The organism is Stutzerimonas nosocomialis (genome assembly GCF_005876855.1).
Classification (GTDB): domain Bacteria; phylum Pseudomonadota; class Gammaproteobacteria; order Pseudomonadales; family Pseudomonadaceae; genus Stutzerimonas; species Stutzerimonas nosocomialis.
Genome location: NZ_QLAE01000043.1, coordinates 1 through 22,383, shown reverse-complemented (window position 1 = coordinate 22,383; position 22,383 = coordinate 1). Strand labels below are relative to the sequence as shown.

Genomic DNA, 22,383 nt, shown 5'->3' with positions numbered 1-22,383 from the left:
GGCCCTGGCGAGAAGCGCGAGGCCGAACGACCTCAGGGCTCGAAGCGCCTGACCGTCTCGAGCCAGGCCGGGTCGAGGCGGTTCTGCTCCACCTCGATGCCGAGCGACTCCAGCAGCGCCCGGTGCGCATCGATCTCGCGCACGTGCTGGCTGAGTTCGGACAGGTTGCCGTCGAGGCGATGCATCTGCGAAAGCCCCAGGTGATAGAAGCGCAGCAGCTTCAGCGCCTGCGGGTCGCGCGCGGCGACGCCGGCCTTGACGTGATGCATCAGGTTGGTCACCCGCATGAGGGCGCGCTTGAGCCGCCAGCCATAGACCGCCGGTGCCATCCAGGGCGTCGACCACAGCGTCAGCCGCACCACCGCCACGGTGACGGCGAGGCCGGCCAGCACGCCGAGCAGGTTCCAGCGGAAGTTGTCGCCGCCCTCCTCGCCGAACAGCCGTACCGCGAGCATCGAGAAGAACATGCCCAGGACCGCGAACAGCGCCGCGAGGGTAAAGGCGATACGCCGGGTCTGCTGGCGATAGCGCTCAGCCTCTACGGATTGCAGCTCGAACATGCGGACTCCTGGGGGTTGCACGGACCGGAAAAAACCCGGCCAGTGAAGTGAACGGACGCCACGCCGCCTGCGGCGCGGCCGTCTTGGCGGTCTTTTCTAGCGTTGCCGGCGCCTTCGGGCGTTGCCCCTGTCGCCGATCCTTCGCATTATCGCCAGACGACCTGCCCGGCGCGCCTGCGAGATCGCCGCAAGCCGTGTCACAGGCCGCGACGCAGGCGCCGAACGGCGCCCTGACCAGCGGCCGCCCGAGGTTACCTCACCGAGCCCCGGCCGGCTCGCGCCGAACCGGCACACCACCAAGGAGGACGCGAATGAAACGCGCATCGTTCCAGCTCCACGACACCCCGGCCCGCTACGGCACCGCGAGCCGCTTGTTTCACTGGGGCATGGCCCTGATCCTGGCCTGGCAATTCGCGACAGCACTCGCGCACCTGCTGCTCGAAGACACGGCGATCGAAGGGTTCCTCTGGGCCACCCACCGGACGGTCGGGCTGCTGCTGATCCTGCTCGTGATCGCCCGCGGGCTATGGTCGCTGCACAACCGCGGCCACCGCCCCGCCTCGCTGAGCCCCATGGCGACGCTGGGCCACCTGGCCCTCTACGCCCTGATGGTGATCGTCCCGCTGCTCGCATTGCTGCGCCAGTACGGCTCGGGCCGCGCCTTCGAGCCCTTCGGCCTGACACTGATGCCCGGCTTCGACGGCCCGCGCATCGACTGGCTGATGGCGCCGGCCAACCTGCTGCACAGCTGGCTCGGCTGGCTGCTGCTGGCACTCATCGTCGGCCATGTGGCGATGGTCTTCATCCACCGCCGCCGCCCGCAGGACGAGGATGTGCTGGCGCGCATGCTGGGTGATCGGTAAGCGACCCGGCCCGGATAAGGCAGGGCGACCCTACCGCCTTGCCCGCAACAGCTCAGCGGCAAGGGCCGCACCCGTCTACGGTCAGGCCTCCACCTGCGCCCACTGCTTGTTCAGGCGTTTGTCGGACACCGCCATCTTCGTTCCCAGTTGCTGGGCCCACAGCGATACGCGGTATTCCTCCAGCATCCAGCGGTACAGCGCCAGCTCCGGGTCACGCTTGCCTTCCTGCTGGTGCTTCTTCAGGCGCGCCTGGTACTGCTCCCAGTAGCCGGCCAGCTCGCCCGACCAGACGCGGTCGCGTTGCAGCTGGGCGGCGATCTTGTCGAAGCGCTGTTCCACCGCCTTGAGGTAGCGCGGGTATTCCTTCAGCCAGTCGGCCGGCGTTTCGCGCACGAAGCCGGGATAGACCAGGTTGGCCAGTTGCGCCTTGATGTCGTTGAGTGCCACCGCCTGGGCCAGGTCGATCCGGCCCTTGAAGCGCTTCTGCAGGCCGTGCCAGAGCTTGAGGATATCCAGCACGAGGCGCGCCAGGCGCTCGGCGTGGGCCGTCCAGTCGCCTCGTTTCTTCTCGGCCAGCGAGGCCAGGGCGGCGCCGTCGCGCGGCAGCTGGGCTTCGCCGTCGAGGATGCAGCTGTCCAGGCTGGCCAGGAGGATGTCCTCGACCAGCGCATCGACCTTGCCCAGGTCGCGGTACAGCAGGCCCAGCTCGGTGAGGCCCGGCAGTTTGTTGCGCAGGAACCTGGCGGGCTCGGCCAGTTGTTGCAGCAGCAGCCGCTGCAGCGCACGGCGGTGCTGGAAGTCGGCTTCGGCCTGGGTCGGGAAGCGACCCTCCTTGACCACACCGCCCTCTTCCACCAGCGCCGGGTAGACCGTCATCGACAGCCCCGCGACCTTCTGCTGGGCCTTTTCCGCCACCTGGGAGAAGCCCCTGGCCTCGACCGGCTTCTGTTCGGCTTTCTGCCGTGGCGCCGTCAACGCCGCCTGGCTGGCTTCGTTGAAGCGCGCCGTCAGCTCGGCCAGGTCACGGCCTTCGCCGAGGAACTTGCCCTGCGCATCGACCACTTCGATGTTCATCTTCAGGTGGTTTTCGAGCCCGGCGGCCGCTTCGCCCCAGGCCTCGTCCGGCACGCGTGCGCCGGTCATGCGCAGCAGCTCGCGCCCCAGCGCTTCGGGCAGCGAGCCCTCGCCGAAGGTGATCTTCGAAAGCGCTGCGCCGACGAAATCGGGCACCGGCACGAAGCTCTTGCGAATCGCCTTGGGCAGGCCGCGCACCAGCGCGATCGCCTTGGCTTCGATCAGACCCGGAACCAGCCAGTCGAGACGCTCGGGACGCAGTTGTGGCAGCAGCGGCGCCGGCACGCGCAGCGTCACGCCGTCGCGCGGATGGTTGGGCTCGAAGTGGTAGTCCAGCGGCAGCGACAGCTCGCCGATACGCAGGCTGTCCGGGTATTGCGAGGCGGTGACCTCACGCGCCTCGCGGGCCAGCACGTCCTCTTCGCCCATGACCAGCAGCCGCGGGTCTTTCTGGCTTTCGCGCTTGTACCAGTTCTCGAAGCTGGCCGCCTGGTAGACGTCGGCGGGCAGGCGCGCGTCGTAGTAGCCGAACAGGGTTTCCTCGTCGGCGAGGATGTCGCGGCGGCGCGCCTTGGCCTCCAGCTCGTCCATGCGCTCGAGCAGCTCGCGGTTGGCCGCCAGCGCCCGGGCACGGCTGTTGATCTCGCCGCGCACCAGCCCCTCGCGGATGAACAGCTCGCGCGCCGCGGCCGGGTCGATCGGGCCGTAGTGCACCGGCCGGCGGCGCACGACGATCAGCCCGTAGAGCGTCACCTGTTCGTAGGCGACCACCTGGCCGCGCTTCTTTTCCCAGTGCGGCTCGAAGTGGTTCTTCTTGACCAGATGCCCGGCCAGCGGCTCGATCCAGTCCGGCTCGATCTTCGCCACCATGCGGGCGAACAGCTTGGTGGTCTCGACCAGCTCGGCGGCCATGATCCAGTTGGGTTTCTTGCGCCCGATGACGCTCGAGGGGTGAATCCAGAAGCGACGCTGCCGGGCGCCCAGGTAGTCGCCCTCCTCGGTCTTCTGGCCGATGTGGCTGAGCAGACCGGCGAGGATCGCCTTGTGCACGGCGGCGTAGCCCTTGGCCTTCTGCGCGGCCTCGCTGGCTTCGGCCTGCTGGCGGACGATGGCGTTGACTTTGTTGTCCTTGGTTGGGACAGGCTGAGACCCCGCCTCGGCCGCACGCGTGGAAGAGGCTTCGCCGTCTTCCACCCTGCGATTCTGCTCCGGGACGCCCGCCTTCGCTGCGACGCCCGCCCCTTCGCGGTCGAGACCGCTCCCACGGTGATCGGCGGCGCCTTTGTGGGAGCGGTCCTGAGCGCGATCTTTCCCTCCAGCCGCCCCCTGTTCGCGGTCGGAACCTCGGGGTTGGCCATCGAGCTTGAGCTCGCGCACGATCAGCAGCAGCTGACGGTGGGCATCGCGCCATTCGCGAAGACGCAGATAGTTGAGGAAATTCTTCCGGCACCAGCTGCGCAGCGCGTTGGAACCCAGCGCCTGGCGCTGCTCCTCGAAGCCGCGCCAGAGGTTGATCAGCGCGGCGAAATCCGAGTCCGGGTCCTTCCACTGGGCGTGGGCCTGGTCGGCCTGGGTCTGGCGATCGGCCGGGCGTTCGCGCACGTCCTGCACCGACAGCGCGCTGGCGACGATCAGCACCTCGGCCGTGCTGCCGAGCTTCGCCGCTTCGAGCAGCATGCGGCCCAGCCGCGGGTCGATCGGCAGGCGCGCCAGCTGGCGACCCAGCGGGGTCAGCTGGTTCTCGCGGTTGACCGCCGAGAGTTCCTGCAAAAGGTTGAATCCATCGCTGATGGCCTTGCCATCCGGCGGCTCGATGAACGGGAAGTCCTGAATGTCGCCCAGCCGCAGGTGCAGCATCTGCAGGATGACCGCGGCGAGGTTGGTACGCAGGATTTCGGGGTCGGTGAATTCGGGCCGTCCGAGGAAATCCTCCTCGCTGTACAGGCGGATGCAGATGCCGGGCTCGACCCGGCCGCAGCGCCCCTTGCGCTGGTTGGCGCTGGCCTGGGACACCGCCTCGATCGGCAGGCGCTGCACCTTGGCGCGGTAGCTGTAACGGCTGATACGGGCGGTGCCCGAGTCGATCACGTAGCGGATGCCGGGCACCGTCAGCGAGGTTTCCGCCACGTTGGTGGCCAGCACGATCTTGCGGCCAGGCCGCGGCTGGAAGATCTTCTGCTGCTCGGCCGGGGTCAGGCGCGCATACAACGGCAGCACCTCGGTGAACTTCAGGTTGGCCTTGCGCAGCATTTCCGCCGCGTCGCGGATCTCGCGCTCGCCGGGCAGGAACACCAGCACGTCGCCGGGGCGCTGGCCGACGCTCTTCTCGTGCGCGGCGATCTCGTCCAGCGCGGCGAGGATGCCCTGGTCGACGGTCAGGTCGTCCTCCAGCCGCTCGCCGTCCTCGTCGGTCTCGGCGGCCAGCGGGCGATACCAGGTGTCCACCGGGTAGGTGCGGCCGGATACCTCGATGATCGGCGCCCCGTCGAAGTGCCTGGAAAAGCGCTCCAGGTCGATGGTCGCCGACGTGATGATGACCTTCAGGTCCGGCCGGCGCGGCAGCAGGGTCTTCAGAAAACCCAGCAGGAAGTCGATATTGAGCGAACGCTCGTGGGCTTCGTCGACGATGAGGGTGTCGTACTTTTCAAGGAAGCGGTCATGCTGCGTCTCGGCCAGCAGGATGCCGTCGGTCATCAGCTTGACCAGGGTCTGGTCGGTGCTCTGATCCTCGAAGCGCACCTGATAGCCCACGCCCTCGCCCAGCGGCACACCGAGCTCTTCGGCAACGCGGGTGGCGACGCTGCGCGCGGCCAGACGCCGTGGCTGGGTATGGCCGATCAGCCCATGCACGCCGCGCCCGATCTCCAGGCAGATCTTGGGCAACTGGGTGGTCTTGCCCGAGCCGGTCTCGCCGGCGATCACCAGGACCTGGTGCTTCGAAAGCGCGACCTTGATCTCGTCGCGCTTGGCCGCGATCGGCAGCGCATCGTCATAGCGGACAGCGGGAACACTGTTGCGGCGCGCCTCGACCTTGGCGACCGAAGCCTGGAAGCGCTCGACCCATTGCGCCAGCCTGGCCTCGTCCGGCCGCTTCCTCAACTCGTGCAGCTGCCGGCGCAGACGATGGCGGTCGGCGCTGAAGGCCTGGTCGAGATTCTGGTGCAGGGTGTCGAAATGGGGCGTTGCGTCGGTCATGGACAGCCATGGGGCATTCGAGTGAAGCGGCAATTGTCGCAGATTTGCCCCGCCAGCCGAAAACGCCCGCCCCGACCGCTCGGCAACTCAGCGGTTCCCGCCAGGTTGTTCCCTGACGCCGATTCCGATGAGAAGCGCATCGCAACTTTCGAAGGAAGACGGGCCTGCCGGCCGCCTGGCGCGACCCAGTGATAGCCATATGCAATCACTGCTTTCTAGAATCGCCGCCCCCAATCCCCTCTCAAAAGGACTTGCACATGAGACTGTTCAGACTCTTCGTTCTGCTTATGGCCGCCGCCTGGCTTACCGGGTGCGCCTCCCCTCAACTGCCGATCGCCCTCGAAGAGACGCTCTGGAACGAGCGCGACAAGACCATCGGCGTCGCCATTGTGGAACTGCCGAAGCCCTCCGTTCAGCTGGTTGGCAATCAGGGTCTGCTGGACCTGGCTATCAACACCGGCCTGGCGGCCGGCCTGCGCGCCAAGGTCGAGACCTGGGAGCTCGCGAGCTTCGAGACGATCCCGCAGCAGCTGGTGGACGATCTGACCCAGCGCGGCTACCAGGCCAAGGCACTCCCCCCGGTCAAGCTCGAGAACTTCAAGGAGAGCAGCGCCAAGCTCGGCTACGCCAAGCGCGACTTCACGCCGCTGCGCGAGCAACAGCAGGTGGACAAGCTCATCCTGGTGTCCATGACCGTTGCCGGCACCATGCGCAGCTACTATTCGATCGTGCCCACCAGCGAGCCGATGAGCCAGGTGAGCGGGCTGACCCAGGTCATCGACCTTGCCGACAACCGCCTGGCGTTCTACCAGGCCTTCGCCGCCACGCGCGCCGCCGATGGCGAATGGGACGAGGGCCCGGATTACCCGAACCTGACCAATGCCTTCTACCAGGCCCTGGATGAAAGCGAACAGCGCGTCCTCGCCCCGTTCCGTCCCGAGATGCTGAGCGCACATTGATGGGCCGGCCACTCTTGCAGGTGGCGCTGGTGCTCGCGCTTGCAGGTTGCAGCGCTCCCCAGGCGCTGCGGCCACACATCGATCAGGACCCCGCCGCCCTGCTCAAGGCCTATGGCTACCGCGTCGAGGTGGACGTGACCCAGGCGCGGCTCGTGCAAGGCGATGTCAGGGTCGACGGCCAGAAGATGGTCGAGCGTGCGCTCAACACCGCGCCGGTGGTGCAGGTGTCCGGCCAGGGCGGCTCGGCGGGCGCATCCGCCGCCGGCGTGATGATCGGCAGTCTGCTGGTCAGCCAACTGAACAGGTCGCGCGTGCACGGCGAAGCCCGGAACGAAGCCGATCAGCAGGTGGCGCCGCTACGCATGGCGACCGCGGGCACGGGTCTGGACAGCTGGTTCGAACGACAGCTTCGAGACCAGCTCGACCTCGGAACGCTCGGCCCGGTCAAGGACGCCAGCCCCTATCTGCTGCGCTTCGAGCCCCAGGCCGTACTGGGCAACGACTTCGATAGCACGCGCCTCATCACCGAGATCACCCTCAGCTTCGGGCATGAGGTGCTCTACAAAGGTCGGATCGAAGTGCTGGGCGCTGCGCCCTGGAAGGCGGACACCACCGCCAACATCGGCCTCGCCCCCTGGCTGAAGGATCAGGCACAGCCCTATCGGGATGCGTTGCGCGCGAACCTCGTCGAAACCCTGCGCATACTGGCAATGGACCTGGAGTCAGGCCACTTCGCCGACACTCCGGGCCGCGAACAGACGCTGCGGTATTCGCTCGGCGCCGGCCGTTACGTGGAGCGTGGGCGGCTGCTGGCCGACGATGGCCAGCGCGCCCTGTTCATGGACCTGCGCGGCTGGCTGAAGTCGGTACCCCTGCAGGCCGCTGCCGATTGAGAGGCTACGCCGGCGTCGTGCCGGCGTAGCCTTCGGCCTTACTTGATCCAGTCATGCCCCCAGTGGGTGCGCTCGCGGACCACTTGCTGACGCAGGATGGTCGTGCCTTGCGCCGCTTCGGCGGCCGCGATCTCGTCATCGATGACCTTGGTCGACAACGACAGCCAACTGGTGGCGAACGCCAGGGCATCGGCGTGCAGCTCCAGGGCATCCATGTCGATGTTGCCGAGGTCGTCGCAGGCCTGGTGGTAGCAGGCATCGTAGGGCTCGCCCGCCGCGCCGCCATAGCGCTGCGCCTGCTCGACGGTCTTGATGCCTTCCGCGCCGGTGAACAGCCCGCCGAAGGCGATGCCATCCTCGAAGAACTGCGCGTAGTCGGAGCGGAAACTGATCTCGGTACCCTCGGACGCCGCGCCCCGCAGGCGGAAGTAGCTCTCGAACAGCCGTTCGATGGCCGCCGAACCGGGCGGACCCTGCAGGCCGAAATCCGAGCCGTCGCCGTCGTAGATGAAGTTCGCGTAGTTCGGCGAACCGATCATGTCGACGTTGAGGTAGGCCTTGATCCGCGCCTTTTCCTCATCGGCCAGCTGGTTGACGTAATAGGTCGAGCCCACCAGCCCCGACTCCTCGGCCCCCCACCAGGCAAAGCGGATCTTGTTCAGCGGCTGGGCACGACGCAGCAGCACCGCCATCTCCAGCACCGCGGCGCTGCCCGACCCGTTGTCGTTGATGCCGGGGCCTTCGAACACCGAGTCCAGATGCGCGCCGACCATGATCACGTTGTTCGGGTCGCCACGCCGGGTCTCGGCCAGCACGTTGAAGGTCTCGGTGCGCTCGCGCACGACGTCCACCGAGAAGCTCAGCTGCAGGCCGGGCGTGTCGGCCCAGGCGGCGCCATTGGCGTAGGTCGCGAAGATGACCGGCAACCCACCCTGGTAATCGTCGCCCAGGGTCACGTTGGCGAGCCCGGTGCGGTCCTCGGTGTTGCCCTGGTTGAAGATGACCACACCGACCGCACCGGCATCGGCGGCGTTCTGCGCCTTGACCACGAAGTCGCAGGTACCGCGCTGGATCAGCGCGATGGAACCGCTCGGGAATCCGGCGAAGTCTTCCGGCTCGCAGCCGCTGGTGGAGGTGTTGCCGGCACCGAGGGCAACGTCGACCGCGACCACCGGCCCGCTGACGCTGCCGGCCTCGGTTTGCGACAGGTAGGTGAAATCCTCCTCCCAGACATAGCTGACCGGCTGCGGCGCCACGGCCGCCAGGGTGCCGGGCCCGACCGGGTAGTAGGCGGAGAACGGAAACGCCTGGATCGAAACCTGATAGCCGGCCTGCTCCAGGGTGCTGCGCACGTAGTCCACCGAGGCCTGGTAACCGGGCTGCCCCGAGGCGCGATTGCCGCCGTTGAGCGTGGCGATGTCCTGCAGCGCTTCCAGGCGTTTCATCACGTTGCTGGCCTGCATGCAACGCGGCAGGCCAATGGGCGAGCTGACCAGGAGGATCGAATTGCAGACCGCCGCGTTGGGCTTGTCCGGAGTCCAGAGGTCGTTGAAGGCCTCGGTCTCCAGAGGCGGCGCGGCAAAAGCGGTCGAGGAAGCTAACGCGAGGGAACCCACTACCTGACAAACATTCTTCTTATTCATAGGTAACTCATCCTTCATTGGACGAACATGGTTGGGCAGGCCGGCGTGGCATTCGCCGTGCGTACGCCACTGTCCCCTACGGCTTCCAGCGGACGCGACCTTGGTCACTAGACTGGACCCGCCGCCCCCGGTTCTCGGCGTTGCGTCAGTCAGACGTGCAGCTGGTCGGTTTTTTCGCGCCCATGAAAAAACCCGCCGAAGCGGGCTTTTTTCCTACAGCGCGTGCCGGCGATTACGTCTTGCCGAGCTTCTTGAGTTCCTGGTCGCGCAGCTCGCGGCGCAGGATCTTGCCAACGTTGGTGGTCGGCAGGCTGTCGCGGAACTCGACGCTCTTGGGACGCTTGTAGCCGGTGACGTTGTCATGCATGTGCTGCATGACCTGTTCCTTGGTCAGGCTCTCGCCCGGCTTGGTGACCACGAAGAGTTTGATCGCCTCGCCCGACTTCTCGTCCGGGACACCGATCGCGGCGCACTGCAACACGCCCGGCAGAGTCGCCAGAACGTCTTCGAGCTCGTTCGGATAGACGTTGAAACCGGACACCAGGATCATGTCCTTCTTGCGGTCGACGATGCGCATGTAGCCGTCTTCCTGGATCACGCCGATATCGCCGGTCTTGAGCCAGCCGTCGGCATCCAGAATCTCGTCGGTGGCGTCCTGGCGCTGCCAGTAGCCCTTCATCACCTGCGGGCCCTTGACGCACAACTCGCCAATGGAGCCCATCGGCAGGTCGTTGCCCTCCTCGTCGATGACCTTGCACTGGGTCGAGGGCATCGGGATGCCGATCGTGCCGATCTGGATGTTCTGGAAGGGGTTCACCGAGACCACCGGGCTGGTTTCGGTCATGCCGAAGCCTTCGCAGATGGGGCAGCCGGTGACCTCGGCCCAGCGCTCGGCCGCGGCCAGCTGCAGCGCCATGCCACCGGAAAACGTGGCCTTGAGCGAAGAGAAGTCCAGCTTGCGGAAGCCTTCGTTGTTGCACAGGGCGACGAACAGGGTGTTGAGGCCGACGAACCCGGTGAAGCGGTACTTGCTCAGGTCCTTGACGAAGGCCGGCAGGTCGCGGGGGTTGGTGATCAGCACGTTGTGCGCGCCGATCAGCATCATCGTCATGCAGTGAAAGGTGAACGCATAGATGTGGTACAGCGGCAACGGCGCGACCATCACCTCGCAGCCCTCGCCCAGCTCGGTACCCATCAGGGCGCGGCACTGCAGCATGTTGGCGACGATATTGCGGTGCGTCAGCATCGCGCCCTTGGCCACGCCCGTGGTGCCGCCGGTGTACTGCAGCACGGCGGTGTCGTTGCTGGCCGGATTGGCTTCGGTGACCGGCTTGCCACGGCCCATGGCCATGGCGTCGTTGAAGCGCACCGCCTGCGGCAGGTTGTAGGCCGGCACCATCTTCTTGACGTGCTTGACGACGGCGTTGACCAGCACCCGCTTGAGCGTCGGCAGCATGTCGCCGACCTCGGTGACGATGACCTGCCGGATGCCGGTGCGTGGCAGCACGGCTTCGGCCAGGTGCGCCATGTTGGCCAGGCAGACCAGCGCCTTGGCGCCGGAGTCGTTGAACTGGTGTTCCATCTCCCGCGCGGTGTACAGCGGGTTGGTGTTGACCACGATCAGGCCGGCGCGCATGGCGCCGAACACCACGACCGGATACTGCAGCACGTTGGGCATCTGCACCGCGATACGATCGCCGGGCTTGAGGTCGGTGTGGTGCTGGAGATAGGCGGCGAATTGGCCGGAGAGCGAATAAAGCTCGCCGTAGGTCAGGGTCTTGCCGAGGTTGCTGAACGCCGGCTTATCGGCGAAACGCTCGCATGCGTACTTCAATACCGCCTGGATGTTCTGGTAAGCGTCGGGATCGATCTCGCTCGAGACCCCGACAGGATATTTATCCTTCCAGAAGTTATCGGTCATAACCCCACTCCTAAGCGACAGCTTTGACTGCGCAGATGTCAGCCGTTTTGTTGTGTTTTGTTAACTTTTGTACCGCGATGCCGGCAAGAAAGCGGGCCTGAGGTTAGCAGTTTTGCCCCCGGCCGAACAATGTCGACTTTCTATCGAGACGACAAAAAATGACCGAAGCAAAAGCTTCGGTCATTTCTCGCAGCGTATGTTGCGGGGTATCAGGCGATGTCGCGCAGTTCCCGGCGCAGTATCTTACCGACTGGAGACATCGGCAGCGAATCCCTGAAGACGAAGTGCCTGGGAATCTTGTAGCCGGTGAAGTTTTCCCGGCAGTAGGTCTGCAGCTCTTCGACGGTGAGCGACGTGTCGCTCGGCACCACGAACAGCTTGACCGCCTCGCCGGATTTCTCGTCCGGCACGCCGACGGCCGCGCAGGCGGTGACCTTCGGATGGGCCATGACCACTTCTTCGATCTCGTTGGGGTAGACGTTGAAACCCGAGACGATGATCAGGTCCTTCTTGCGGTCGACGATGCTGACGAAGCCGTCGTGATCGATCACCGCGATGTCGCCGGTCTTCAGCCAACCCTCTTCGTCGAGCACCTCGGCGGTCGCCTCGGGACGCTGCCAGTAGCCCTTCATCACCTGCGGCCCCTTGACGCAGAGCTCGCCGCGTTCGCCAAGCGGCAACTCGTTGCCCTGCTCGTCGATCACCTTCAGCGCGGTGCCCGGTACCGGCAGGCCGACGGTGCCCAGCCGCGACCGTTCACCGTGCGGATTGGCGCAGACCACCGGCGAGGTTTCGGTCAGGCCGTAACCTTCCACCACCGTCACGCCGGTGATGCTGCGCCAGCGCTCGGCCACCGCGGCCACCAGCGCGGTGCCGCCGGAGTTGGTGCCCTTGAGCGCCGAGAAGTCGATCTTCTTGAAATCCGGATGCGACATCAGCGCGACGAACAGGGTGTTGAGGCCCAGGAAGCCGGTGAACCGCCACTGCTGCAATTCCTTGACGAAGGCGTTGATGTCCCGTGGGTTGGTGATCAGGACGTTGTGGTTGCCGGTCACCATCATGCACATGCAGTTCACGGTGAAGGCGTAGATGTGATAGAGCGGCAGCGGCGCGATCATCACTTCCTGCCCTTCCCGGATGATCGGCTGGCCGTCGTCGCCCAGCTGCTGCATGTTCGCCCGCGCCTGCTGCATGTTGGCCACCAGGTTGCCATGGGTGAGCATCGCGCCCTTGGCAACGCCGGTGGTGCCGCCGGTGTACTGCAGCACCGCGATGTCGTCGAGGGTCGTCGACACCGGCCTGAGGCTGTGCCGCGCGCCGTCGCGCAGGGCGGCCTTGAACGGCACCGCCTGGGGCAGCTGGTAGTCGGGCACCATCTTCTTCAGGTGCTTGACCGCGGCGTTGATCAGCAGGCCCTTGAGCGGCGGCAACATGTCGCCGATGCGCGCCTCGATCAGGTATTCGATGTCGGTTTCCGGCAGCACTTCCTGCACCTGCTTGCCGAAGGTGTTGAGGTAGACCAGCGCGCGCGCGCCGGAATCCTTGAACTGGTGCTTCATCTCCCGCGTGGTGTACAGCGGGTTGGTGTTGACCACCGTCAGGCCCGCGCGCATCGCGCCGAACACGGCGATCGGGTACTGCAGCAGGTTGGGCATCTGCACGGCGATGCGATCGCCGGGCTTGAGGTCGGTGTGGTTCTGCAGATAGGCGGCGAACGCGGCGGAATGGCGCGACAGGTCCGCATAGGTGAGCGTGGCGCCCATGTTGCTGAAAGCGGGGCGATCGGCGTACTGCTTGCAGCTGCGCTCGAACACCTCGATCACCGAACGATACCCTCCCAGATCGATCTCGCTCGGTATGCCCGCGGGGCGTTTGTCATTCCAGAAATCAGGTTGCATTGTTCTTGGCCTCTTTACCTGAGTTTGTCTGGCCCGCGCAGGGCGGACTGCCGCGAACTTAGCAGCTTGGCAAGAAGGCGCAAGAGCTCGCCCGGTTCCATCAGCGGCGTGAATCTTCCATCACCTCACGGCCTCCCAAGCGCCCATTACCCGGGCGCCGGGCCCGCCAATCGGCCGTTACGTGCCCGGGCGGGCATCCGTGGCGTCCAAGCCTCACAGCCCATCCGGGCGGTACCGGGTAATATCCGGATACAGACCCCGGCCGTGACTCACCGGTCATATTCAAGGAGCGCCCATGAGCAGCCTCAGCAACACCCCCTACGAAGCCCTGGAAGTCGGTCAGAAAGCCACCTACAGCAAGACCGTCGAAGAGCGCGACATCCAGCTGTTCGCCGCGATGTCGGGGGACCACAACCCGGTGCACCTGGATGCCGAATTCGCCGCCACCACCCTCTTCCGCGAGCGCATCGCCCACGGCATGTTCAGCGGCGCGCTGATCAGCGCCGCGGTCGCCTGCGAGCTGCCCGGCCCGGGCACCATCTACCTCGGCCAGACGATGCGCTTCGCGCTGCCGGTCAAGCTCGGCGACACCCTGACCGTTCGCCTGGAAATCCTCGAGAAGCTGCCCAAGTTCCGCGTGCGCATCGCCACCCAGGTGTTCAACCAGCGCGACGAGATGGTGGTCGACGGCGAAGCCGAGATCCTCGCCCCGCGCAAGGCGCAGACCGTGGAAATCAAGGCCGTGCCGACCGTCAGCATCGGCTGACGAGCACGCCGTCATCCGGGCCCGCCGTCGCGGGCCTTTCCGTTTGCGTGCGAAAGCGGTGCAGGCGCGCGCCGCCTCGCACCAACGCGGCACACGCATTGTTCGCATGTCACAACGAAACAGGCTCGAAAGCGTCCGGATTCCCCAATCCCTTGTGCAATGAGCACAACCTGGCTCGGCGTTTTCGAGCGTTGGCCCTTGCCGGTCGAACTGGCATGACGACTGCTAGAGCGATGACTTCACTCACCCCTGTGGAGTTACGGACATGACTCAAGCACGCCAAGGCGACAGCGATTTCCCGTTGAGCGAGGTTCCCGCCGGTGCCCGCAAGGGCCTGTTTTCCACCTCGATCATGCTGTTCGGCTTCACCTTCTTCACCGCCACCATGTTCGCCGGCGGCCGCATCGGCATGGCGTTCGACTTCACCACCCTGATCTGGGCCGCGGTCATCGGCAATCTGCTGCTGGGCGCCTACGCCGCCGTGCTCGGCCTGATCGCCTGCCGCAGCGGCCTGAATTCGGTACTGATGGGACGTTTCTGCTTCGGCGAGCTCGGCAGCAAGCTGTCCGACATGCTGCTGGGCTTCACCCAGGTCGGCTGGTACGCCTGGGGCACCGCCACCATCGCTCTGGTGCTGGTGAAGATCCTCGGCCTGCCCGAGGGGCTGACCATCCCGCTGATGGTGCTGTTCGGCTTCGGCTTCTGCATCACCGCCTTCGTCGGCTACCGGGGCCTGGACCTGCTCTCGCGGGTCGCCGTCCCGGCGATGCTCGCCCTGCTCGTCTGCTCGCTGTGGATCGCCACGCGCGACGTCGGCGGGCTGGATGCGCTGCTGGCGGTCGAACCCAGCGAGACCATGACCCTGAGCGTCGCCATCACCATGGTCTTCGGGACCTTCGTCAGCGGCGCCACCCAGGCCACCAACTGGACCCGCTTCGCCCGCAACGGCCGGGTCGCGGTGTTCGCCAGCCTGATCGGCTTCTTCATCGGCAACGGCCTGATGATCGTCGCCGGTGCCTATGGCGCCATCGTCTACCAGCAGCCCGACGTCGTCGAAGTGCTGGTCCTGCAGGGCCTGTCGATGGCCGCGGTGGTGATGCTCTTTCTCAACCTCTGGACCACCCAGGACAACACCATCTACAACTTCGCCGCGGCCGGCTGCAACCTGCTGCGCACCGACCGTCGCCGGCTGGTCACCCTGGGCGGCGCCGCGGTCGGTACGCTGCTGGCGATCGGCGGCATGTCGGACATGCTGATCCCCTTCCTGATCCTGCTCGGCTCGATCATCCCGCCGATCGGCGGCGTGATCATGGCCGACTACTTCTATGGCCACCGCGGCCGCTACCCGGCCCTGGCCGAGAGCCATCTGCCGGCCTTCAACTGGGTGGGGCTGGCGGCCTACGTCATCGGTGCGCTGTGCGCCTACCTGTCGCCCTGGGTAGCGCCCATCGTCGGCATCCTCGTCGGCGCGCTGGCCTACGTCGTGCTGTTCGAGGCGCAGCGCGCCGTGCTGGGCCGCAACGCGGCGCTGGCCGAACCGCGCCCATGAGCCTGACGGTCGCAGACGTCCTGGCCCTGCCCGGCCTGGAGAGCCTGCGCCTGCGCGCCGGCGCCGCCGGGCTGGGCAACCCGGTGCGCTGGCCATACGTCGCCGAAAACGAAGGCATCGCCGACTGGGTGATGGGTGGCGAACTGGTGTTCGTCACCGGGATCAACCATCCGCGCGACGAAGCCAACCTGCTGCGGCTGCTCGGCGAGGCCCAGGCGCGGGCCGCGGCCGGCGTGGTGATCCTGACCGGCGAGGAGTTCATCCATGCCATCCCCGAGCCGGTGCTGGCCGAAGCCGAACGGCTCGGCGTACCGCTGCTGGAGCAGCCCTACCAGTTGAAGATGGTGGTGGTCACCCAGGCGATCGGCACCGCGCTGGTGCAGGAACAGATGCGCGGCCGCTCGCGCGAGCATGTCCTGCAGCAACTGCTGGAGGGCGACTACCAGTCCCTGGACGTGCTGCTGCAGCGCGCCGACAGCCTGCACCTGCCGCTGGCGGTGCCGCGCCAGGTCGCGCTGATCAAGCTCGAGGACAGCGAGCGGCTGTTCACCGACGAGCCGGCCGACCACGCCGAACGCCGGCTCCAGGCGAGCCGCCAGCGGCTGCAGCGGCGACTCGAGCAGGTGCTCGGCGAACTGGGCGATGCCTTGCCGCTGGTGTGCCAGGGCGAGCACTGGATCGCCCTGCTGCCCGCGCCCGGGACCCAGGCGCAGACCAATCGTCAGGCTCTCGCCGCCGCGCTGGATGAGCTGAACCAGAACCTGTCACCCTTGCGCCTGTTCGCCGGCCTCAGCGCCAGCGGCCATGGTCCGGGTCAGCTGACCACCGCGCTCGGCGAGGCACGCCAGGCACTGGTGGCCGCGCAGTCGTTTCCCGAGCGCCTGGGCCTGTGCTGCTTCGCCGACCTGGGCGTGCTCGAGCTGCTCGGCGCCATTCGCGACCGCAGCCTGCTGGACCGTTTCGTCGACAAGGTGCTCGGCGCGCTGATCGGCGACGATTCGCGCCGCGAGCCGGTGCTGATGCCGACCCTGGAGGCCTGGTTCCACGAGAACGGCAACCTGGCCCTGGCCGCGCAGCGCCTGTCGGTGCACCGCAATACCCTGGGCTATCGCATGCAGCGCATCGAAGCGCTGACCGGCTGTTCGTTCGACGATCCCCACGATCGCCTGAACGTCGCCGTGGCCCTGATGATCTGGCGGCTGTCGTCGCCCCGATACACGAGGAGTACCCCATGAACATCGTCAACGCCCGCCTGCGCGGCAAAGAAGGGCTGTTTCGCATCGAACTCGACGGCGAGCGCATCGCCGCCCTCGTCCCCCAGGCCGGCCCGGCGGACACCCCGGCCGGCGACCTCGATGCGGCATCGAACCTGGTCACCGCGCCGTTCATCGAGCCGCATATCCACCTCGATGCGACCCTGACCGCCGGCGAGCCGGCCTGGAACATGAGCGGTACCCTGTTCGAGGGCATCGAGCGCTGGGGCGAGCGCAAGGCGCTGGTGACCCATGAAGACAGCAAGACGCGGGCGAAGAAGACCATCGACATGCTGGTCGACCACGGCATCCAGCACGTGCGCACCCACGTCGACGTGACCGACCCGACCCTCGCCGCGCTCAAGGCCATGGTCGAGGTCCGCGACGAGACCCGCCATCTGGTCGACATGCAGATCGTGGCCTTCCCGCAGGAAGGCATCGAGTCCTTCGAGGGCGGTCGCCGCCTGATGGAGGAAGCCGTGGCCATCGGCGCCGACGTGGTCGGCGGCATCCCGCACTTCGAGAACACCCGTGAACAGGGGGTCAGCTCGATCCACTTCCTGATGGACCTGGCCGAGCGCAAGGGCCTGCTGGTCGACGTGCACTGCGACGAGACCGACGATCCGCATTCGCGCTTTCTCGAAGTGCTCGCCGAACAGGCGCGGGTGCGCGGCATGGGCGCACGGGTTACCGCCAGCCACACCACGGCCATGGGCTCCTACGACAACGCCTACTGCTCCAAGCTGTTCCGCCTGCTGAAGATGTCGGGGATCAACTTCATTTCCTGCCCGACCGAGAGCATCCACCTGCAGGGCCGCTTCGATACCTACCCCAAGCGCCGTGGGCTGACCCGCGTGGCGGAGATCGACCGCGCCGGGATGAACGTCTGCTTCGCCCAGGACTCGATCGTCGACCCCTGGTACCCGCTGGGCAACGGCAACATCATGCGCATCCTCGAAGCCGGGCTGCACATCTGCCACATGCTCGGCTACGAAGACCTGCAGCGCGGCCTGGACCTGATCACCGACAACAGCGCGCGCACGCTTAACCTGGGCGACGGCTACGGCCTGGAACCCGGCCGCCCGGCCAACCTGCTGATCCTGTCGGCGCCCAGCGACTACGAGATGATCCGCACCCAGGGCCACGCCCTGGCCTCGATCCGCAAAGGCCGGCTGCTGATGCAGCGCACGCCCGCGCGGGTGGAGCGCTGCTAAGGAAGATATGCAGGGTGGATGGCGCTTTATCATCCACCTGGGATAGCCACGGTGGATGGGAAGAGCGCCATCCACCCCTACGCCTGCCCCTGCCGCGACGGAGATCGCGCTCTTCCCTACTCCTCAACCACCTGCACGCTGGCGGTCATGCCGGCGCTCAGCTCGATGCCTTCGGGCAGGCTGTCGAAGCGGATGCGCACCGGAATCCGCTGGGCCAGCCGCACCCACTGGAAAGTGGGCTCCACGTCGGCCAGCAGCTGGCTGTCGGGGTTGGCGTTGCGGTCGGTGATGCCGCGACTGATGCTCTCGACCCGGCCGCTCAGGGGCTCGCCGCTGCTCATCGGCCAGATGCGCACCGGATCGCCGACACGGATGGCCGGCAGCTTGGTTTCCTCGAAATAGGCCTGCACGTAGAACGAGCCGTCGGCCACCAGTGCCATCACCGGCTCGCCGGCCGACACATGGTTGCCTTCGGCGAGCCGCAGGTTGGTGACCTGCCCGGCGCGCGGCGCGTGCACGTCGGCGCGGGCGAGATTGAGTTCCGCGACCCGAACCTCGGCCTGGGCCTCGCGGTAGTGCGCCCGGGCGATGGCCGCGGCGATCTGCGCGTTCTCCTTCTGCTCGTCGCTGATCGACTGCCGCAGCTGCGAGCGTCGAGCCGCCTCGTGCTCACGCAGGCGCAGCTCCTGCTGGCGGGTCTCGGCCACCGCGCGGGCCTTGTCCAGCGCCGCCTGGTAGCGCTCGCGGTCGATGCTGAGCAGCACCTGCCCCGCCTCGACGTGCTGGTTGTCGCGCACCGCCAGGGAGACCACCCGGCCCGAGACATCGGGCGCGACGGTGACCACGTCGGCACGGATTCGCGCGTCCCGCGTCCAGGGCGAGATCAGGTAGTGATGCCAGAGGCTGTAGCCGGCGGCCACGGCCAGCACCACCACGGCCAGGGTCACGGCGACACGAATTGCAGTGCGCATGCAGAGCTCCTACAGACGAAAGAGGACGGCGACCACGACGCCCAGTACACAGACGAACAGCGCGCAGTCGAACAGCGCTTCATGCCAGACCCAACGGCCCAGGCCCGCCGCGCGCAGCAGCGCACGCAGGCCGAAGGTCAGCGCCAGCGCCAGCACCGCGGCCGGCAGAAACGGGCTGACCAGCACCCCGCCCAGGGACCATTCATGCCACATCGGTGGTTTCCTCCTGCAAACGGCACCATTGCCGCCAACTGCGCCTGAGCTGTTCGACCGCCGCCTCGCCCAGGCGGCGCGCATCGCTCGGCGCCGCACTGGCGAGCACCTCGTGCAGGCGCTCGGCCGGCGTGTCGAGCCACGCCTGTCGTTGCGGCGACGGGCCCTGGACCAGCACCTGGCGCAAGGTCTGCAGCGCCTGCGCCTGGGCGCCCTGCTCGGCCGGCCTGGCGGCCGCGAGGCATAGCCGCAGGTGCAGCAGCTCATCGCCCATGTCCAGCCCGAGCAGGCCGTCATCCCAACGCGTGCGGCGCTCCGGCGGCAGGATCGAATGGTGCCGCGCCAGCTGCAGCAGGCGGTCGGCCATGCGCCCGGCGAACCAGGTCTCGGCTCCGGCCAGGCGCCGGGAGGTCAGTTCCGAGAGGTCGCGCAGGGTCGCCTCGAGCAATCGTCGCCCATGCCAGGCGGGGTGGCGCAGGCTGATCAGGCGAAACGCGGTCACGGCACAGCCGACGCCGATCAGCATGGCGATGGCCTGATCGAAGAAGTAGGCCACATCGAACCGCATGAAGTTCTGCGGCCCGACCAGCACGATGGTGTGCAGGCAGAACGAGGTAGCGGTGCCCGCCAGCGCGGGGCGCGCCATGCCCAGCGCACCGAAGAACAGCGGCACGCCGAGCCCCAGGCAGAGCATCGGAAAACCGCTCCACTGCGGCAGCAGCAGCTGGCCGACGACGAAGGCGACCGGAATCGCCATCGCGATGCCGCGCAGGAAGCTGAAGCCGATCTGCACCGCATTGTCGCGGCTGGCGAACAGTCCGCAGACCACCACCGCGAGGATCATCGCCCCCACCGCGGCGGTCCAGCCGGTGAACATCCAGAAGGTCGCCAGCACGCCGAAGGTGAGCGCACTGCGAAGCCCGTAGGCCAGTGCCAGGGTGAGGTCGCGATGGGCCGCCAGCTCGCCGCCCCGGCCTTCGGGCTCCCGCCCCTCCTCGACCGCCTGCAGGGCCTCGCCGGCAGCCGCCGCATGATCGAGCAGCAACACCAGGCGGCCGAGGCAATAATGCAGGTTGGCGCCCAGCCCGGGCTCCCGGGCCACGCCGATCAGCCGCTCACGCGGCGCCCGCAGCGTGTTCAGGTCGGGCGCCTGCAAGGCCGCCTGCACCTCGTCGAGCCAGGGCGCTAGGTGCAGGCGCTCGGCGTCGGACAGCTCGCGCAACTGCCGGCGCACGGCCCGTGCGGTGCGCAACAGCGTCAGCAGGCGCGCGCTGAGCGCACGTACGCCCCGGGCGCGGATGCGTCCGCGAGGCCCTTCGAACCAGGCGTGCTCGCGCTGGGCATCCACCGCGACGATCCGTCCGAGCATTTCCAGCAGGCCCTGGCGGTCCGGCTCGCCCGGCTGCAGCGAGGCCTGGGCGCTGGCGAGCGACGAACGCCAGGCGGCCTGCGCCTGCTGCGCCAGCTGCAGCTGGACCCGTTGCGGCCAGAGCACCGCGCTGGTCAGCGTCGCGCAGCTGATGCCGAGGAGGATCTCGGTGCAGCGCGCCACCGCATGGTCGAATACCAGCACCGGCTCGGCCAGCGCCGGCAGGCCGATCAGCATCACCGTGTAACCGGCCAGCACGAAGGCATAGGACCAGGCGCTGCGCAGCAGCGTCGAGGCAGCGGTACAGAGCCAGAGCCAGGCCGCGAGAATCCCCAGGAACAGCCAGGGCGCCTGGGCCGCGAGCCCCATCAGGACCACCGCCATGCAGGTGCCGACCAGCGTGCCGACCACCCGCGCCAGCCCCTTCTGCAGCACCATGCCCGAGAGTGGCTGGGCGACGATGAACGCCGTCATCATCGCCCATTGAGGCTGCTCCAGATCGAAGCGCATGGCCAGCCATAACGCCAGCCCGGCGCCGAGCAGGGTCTTGCAGGCGAACTGCAGGGCCGCTCTGTCGGGAAGGACGAATGGCTGAAGGGCGTTTGGCACGAAGCGCGGGCTCGGTGAAGTCAATCGGCACGGACATCTGACAGGTCCACACCGATTAAATTATTAGCTAGCTAACTAATAACCGCAACGCGCCTTTTTCAAGGCGAAAAAAAAGGCGACCGAAGTCGCCTAAATGCCTTGCGTGCTCTGTGTATCGGGCAGGATCAACCTTGCTTCTTGCGCGAGTCCTGCCAGATGAAATAACCGATGCCACCGAAGAAGACGAACATCAAGCCGACCGTGACCACCCCTGCGAGTACCACCTCATCGACGTACATATCCCGTTCTCCTGCGGTTGCAATGTTTCGATGGGTGCAAGGTAAACCGAGAATGGCCGCCGAAAATTGACCCGCGTCAATGCCCGGGCCGCCCCGCCTCCAGGTGGGTGCCGATACTGACGCAGGTCAAGAAAAGGGGGGGCGCGCCAGGGATGGCGGGACGTACGGTGAGGGAATAGGGGCTCAGCGCTTCTTCGGCTTGCCCTTGCCCTTCTTGCGGCCCTTGCCGAGCGGCATGGCCTTTTCGAAGGCATCGCGCAGCTCGGTCAGGCGCTTCTCCTTCAGGTCATGGATGCGTTTGCCGCGTTCGGTGGTGAAGTCGATGACCTTGTCGTCGCTACTCATGGCCCGGCTCCGGATCGATCAGGCGGAAGGTGAGATTGAGCCGCGGCGCCGAAACCTTGCGCGTGCGGGCGATCTGGTGCTGCCAATGATGCTGCGTGGAACCGGCCATGACCAGTAGCGAGCCGTGTTCCAGCGCCAGGGAATGGGCGATGCGGCTGCTGCCGCAGCGGCGCAGGTCAAAGCGCCGGGACGCGCCGAGGCTCAGGGAAACCACCAGGGGGTCGCGTCCGAGCTCGGCCTCGTCGTCGCTGTGCCAGCCCATCGCATCCTGACCATCTCGGTACAGGTTCAGCAGCACCCCGTTGAACGGCCTGCCGACGCTGTCCTGGATGCGTTGGCGGATCTGCGTGAGCAGTGGCGTCCAGGCCAGCGGCTCATGCAGCAGCCCCGAGTAGCGATAGCGCGCCTCGGGATCGCCGTACCAGGCCACCAGGCGCGGCACCGAAAAACGCCGGCCGTACAGGCTCACCTGCGGCTGCGCCCAGGGTGTCCGTTCGATCAGTTCGGCGAGCCAGCGATCGGCCTCGGCGGGTTCGGCCCAGCCGGGCAGGTAATGGAGTTCGGCGTCGGCCAGCGCCAGCCGGGAGGAAGGATCGAGGATCATGCGTAAATGAATGAAGGTGGAGAAACGGGCGTTGCATGCTACACGCCGATCAGACCTCGATGTCCACCCACAGCCCCTGGCGCGGAAGTTCTTCGAGTTCGGCCTTGTCCTGCTCGTCGGTCTCGCCCTCGGCGAGTTCCTCGGGGGTATAGCCATGGCGCTGGCGCCGCCGCTGTTCCTCGCGCAGCATTTCCTCGGCCTCCTGC

Annotated in this window: 18 protein-coding genes and 1 pseudogene; 7 read left to right on the top strand and 12 right to left on the bottom strand. The window is 66.9% G+C overall.

Annotation, left to right across the window (positions count from 1 at the left end; all coding sequences use genetic code 11):
* Nucleotides 1-32: 32 nt before the first annotated feature.
* Entirely contained in the window at nt 33-560 is a 528-nt protein-coding gene (locus DN824_RS19825) for a DUF3087 domain-containing protein (protein ID WP_138410084.1), read from the bottom strand.
* 311 nt (nt 561-871) lie between these two features.
* Between DN824_RS19825 and DN824_RS19820 the strand changes: the two genes are divergently transcribed.
* Complete coding sequence (locus DN824_RS19820; protein WP_138410083.1) at nt 872-1,423, top strand: cytochrome b; 552 nt, start codon at nt 872-874, stop codon at nt 1,421-1,423.
* 81 nt (nt 1,424-1,504) lie between these two features.
* Here DN824_RS19820 and hrpA read toward each other — a convergent pair whose 3' ends face one another.
* Nucleotides 1,505-5,692: an ATP-dependent RNA helicase HrpA gene (gene hrpA, locus DN824_RS19815; protein WP_138410082.1), complete on the bottom strand. Its 4,188-nt coding sequence runs from the start codon at nt 5,690-5,692 to the stop codon at nt 1,505-1,507.
* A 257-nt stretch (nt 5,693-5,949) separates the two neighbouring features.
* On the opposite strand from hrpA, the gene DN824_RS19810 reads away from it, so the two are divergent.
* Both DN824_RS19810 and DN824_RS19805 read left to right on the top strand, forming a co-directional pair.
* Nucleotides 5,950-6,651 (top strand): hypothetical protein, encoded by a 702-nt coding sequence (locus DN824_RS19810; RefSeq protein ID WP_138410081.1) that lies wholly within the window; start codon nt 5,950-5,952, stop codon nt 6,649-6,651.
* Nucleotides 6,651-7,544, top strand: coding sequence for a hypothetical protein (locus tag DN824_RS19805; protein WP_138410080.1), 894 nt, complete (start codon nt 6,651-6,653; stop codon nt 7,542-7,544). Before DN824_RS19810 ends, DN824_RS19805 begins: the two co-directional genes overlap by 1 nt.
* A 38-nt stretch (nt 7,545-7,582) precedes the next feature.
* Here DN824_RS19805 and DN824_RS19800 read toward each other — a convergent pair whose 3' ends face one another.
* The 3 genes from DN824_RS19800 to fadD2 form a co-directional block, all read right to left on the bottom strand.
* A complete protein-coding gene (locus tag DN824_RS19800) occupies nt 7,583-9,187 on the bottom strand; it encodes a M28 family metallopeptidase (RefSeq protein WP_138410079.1) in 1,605 nt (534 codons plus the stop codon).
* A gap of 232 nt (nt 9,188-9,419) precedes the next feature.
* Nucleotides 9,420-11,108, bottom strand: a complete 1,689-nt coding sequence (fadD1, locus tag DN824_RS19795) for a long-chain-fatty-acid--CoA ligase FadD1 (RefSeq protein WP_138410078.1) — start codon at nt 11,106-11,108, stop codon at nt 9,420-9,422.
* Between the two features lie 209 nt (nt 11,109-11,317).
* Nucleotides 11,318-13,006, bottom strand: coding sequence for a long-chain-fatty-acid--CoA ligase FadD2 (gene fadD2, locus DN824_RS19790; RefSeq protein ID WP_138410077.1), 1,689 nt, complete (start codon nt 13,004-13,006; stop codon nt 11,318-11,320).
* Between the two features lie 295 nt (nt 13,007-13,301).
* On the opposite strand from fadD2, the gene DN824_RS19785 reads away from it, so the two are divergent.
* The 4 genes from DN824_RS19785 (at nt 13,302) to codA (ending at nt 17,788) form a co-directional block, all read left to right on the top strand.
* Complete coding sequence (locus tag DN824_RS19785) at nt 13,302-13,772, top strand: MaoC family dehydratase (protein WP_138410076.1); 471 nt, start codon at nt 13,302-13,304, stop codon at nt 13,770-13,772.
* A gap of 265 nt (nt 13,773-14,037) precedes the next feature.
* Entirely contained in the window at nt 14,038-15,321 is a 1,284-nt protein-coding gene (codB, locus tag DN824_RS19780) for a cytosine permease (RefSeq protein WP_138410075.1), read from the top strand.
* Nucleotides 15,318-16,556 (top strand): PucR family transcriptional regulator, encoded by a 1,239-nt coding sequence (locus DN824_RS19775; RefSeq protein ID WP_138410074.1) that lies wholly within the window; start codon nt 15,318-15,320, stop codon nt 16,554-16,556. The genes codB and DN824_RS19775 overlap by 4 nt, the downstream gene beginning before the upstream one ends.
* On the top strand, nt 16,553-17,788 hold the full coding sequence (gene codA, locus DN824_RS19770; RefSeq protein ID WP_138410073.1) for a cytosine deaminase: 1,236 nt from the start codon (nt 16,553-16,555) through the stop codon (nt 17,786-17,788). The genes DN824_RS19775 and codA overlap by 4 nt, the downstream gene beginning before the upstream one ends.
* A 116-nt stretch (nt 17,789-17,904) precedes the next feature.
* On the opposite strand, the gene DN824_RS19765 is transcribed toward codA, so the two are convergent.
* The 7 genes and pseudogenes from DN824_RS19765 to DN824_RS22750 all read right to left on the bottom strand — a co-directional run.
* Entirely contained in the window at nt 17,905-18,759 is an 855-nt protein-coding gene (locus DN824_RS19765) for an efflux RND transporter periplasmic adaptor subunit (protein WP_138410072.1), read from the bottom strand.
* Nucleotides 18,760-18,768: 9 nt separating this feature from the next.
* A complete protein-coding gene (locus DN824_RS19760; protein WP_138410071.1) occupies nt 18,769-18,972 on the bottom strand; it encodes a DUF1656 domain-containing protein in 204 nt (67 codons plus the stop codon).
* Nucleotides 18,962-20,950 (bottom strand): FUSC family protein, encoded by a 1,989-nt coding sequence (locus tag DN824_RS19755; protein ID WP_138410070.1) that lies wholly within the window; start codon nt 20,948-20,950, stop codon nt 18,962-18,964. Before DN824_RS19755 ends, DN824_RS19760 begins: the two co-directional genes overlap by 11 nt.
* Nucleotides 20,951-21,114: 164 nt before the next feature.
* Nucleotides 21,115-21,228, bottom strand: a complete 114-nt coding sequence (ccoM, locus tag DN824_RS22830) for a cytochrome c oxidase subunit CcoM (protein WP_282097010.1) — start codon at nt 21,226-21,228, stop codon at nt 21,115-21,117.
* Between the two features lie 183 nt (nt 21,229-21,411).
* Complete coding sequence (locus tag DN824_RS22605) at nt 21,412-21,573, bottom strand: hypothetical protein (RefSeq protein WP_174236547.1); 162 nt, start codon at nt 21,571-21,573, stop codon at nt 21,412-21,414.
* On the bottom strand, nt 21,566-22,177 hold the full coding sequence (locus DN824_RS19745) for an alpha-ketoglutarate-dependent dioxygenase AlkB family protein (RefSeq protein WP_138410068.1): 612 nt from the start codon (nt 22,175-22,177) through the stop codon (nt 21,566-21,568). The genes DN824_RS22605 and DN824_RS19745 overlap by 8 nt, the downstream gene beginning before the upstream one ends.
* 49 nt (nt 22,178-22,226) lie before the next feature.
* Nucleotides 22,227-22,383: pseudogene (locus tag DN824_RS22750) on the bottom strand (aspartate-semialdehyde dehydrogenase); the annotation flags it as partial.

Bases quoted from the DNA above. Each gene is read 5' to 3' on its own strand.
- DN824_RS19825 (WP_138410084.1), bottom strand. From the start codon at position 560: ATGTTCGAGCTGCAATCCGTAGAGGCTGAGCGCTATCGCCAGCAGACC.
- DN824_RS19820 (WP_138410083.1), top strand. From the start codon at position 872: ATGAAACGCGCATCGTTCCAGCTCCACGACACCCCGGCCCGCTACGGC.
- hrpA (WP_138410082.1), bottom strand. From the start codon at position 5,692: ATGACCGACGCAACGCCCCATTTCGACACCCTGCACCAGAATCTCGAC.
- DN824_RS19810 (WP_138410081.1), top strand. From the start codon at position 5,950: ATGAGACTGTTCAGACTCTTCGTTCTGCTTATGGCCGCCGCCTGGCTT.
- DN824_RS19805 (WP_138410080.1), top strand. From the start codon at position 6,651: ATGGGCCGGCCACTCTTGCAGGTGGCGCTGGTGCTCGCGCTTGCAGGT.
- DN824_RS19800 (WP_138410079.1), bottom strand. From the start codon at position 9,187: ATGAATAAGAAGAATGTTTGTCAGGTAGTGGGTTCCCTCGCGTTAGCT.
- fadD1 (WP_138410078.1), bottom strand. From the start codon at position 11,108: ATGACCGATAACTTCTGGAAGGATAAATATCCTGTCGGGGTCTCGAGC.
- fadD2 (WP_138410077.1), bottom strand. From the start codon at position 13,006: ATGCAACCTGATTTCTGGAATGACAAACGCCCCGCGGGCATACCGAGC.
- DN824_RS19785 (WP_138410076.1), top strand. From the start codon at position 13,302: ATGAGCAGCCTCAGCAACACCCCCTACGAAGCCCTGGAAGTCGGTCAG.
- codB (WP_138410075.1), top strand. From the start codon at position 14,038: ATGACTCAAGCACGCCAAGGCGACAGCGATTTCCCGTTGAGCGAGGTT.
- DN824_RS19775 (WP_138410074.1), top strand. From the start codon at position 15,318: ATGAGCCTGACGGTCGCAGACGTCCTGGCCCTGCCCGGCCTGGAGAGC.
- codA (WP_138410073.1), top strand. From the start codon at position 16,553: ATGAACATCGTCAACGCCCGCCTGCGCGGCAAAGAAGGGCTGTTTCGC.
- DN824_RS19765 (WP_138410072.1), bottom strand. From the start codon at position 18,759: ATGCGCACTGCAATTCGTGTCGCCGTGACCCTGGCCGTGGTGGTGCTG.
- DN824_RS19760 (WP_138410071.1), bottom strand. From the start codon at position 18,972: ATGTGGCATGAATGGTCCCTGGGCGGGGTGCTGGTCAGCCCGTTTCTG.
- ccoM (WP_282097010.1), bottom strand. From the start codon at position 21,228: ATGTACGTCGATGAGGTGGTACTCGCAGGGGTGGTCACGGTCGGCTTG.
- DN824_RS22605 (WP_174236547.1), bottom strand. From the start codon at position 21,573: ATGAGTAGCGACGACAAGGTCATCGACTTCACCACCGAACGCGGCAAA.
- DN824_RS19745 (WP_138410068.1), bottom strand. From the start codon at position 22,177: ATGATCCTCGATCCTTCCTCCCGGCTGGCGCTGGCCGACGCCGAACTC.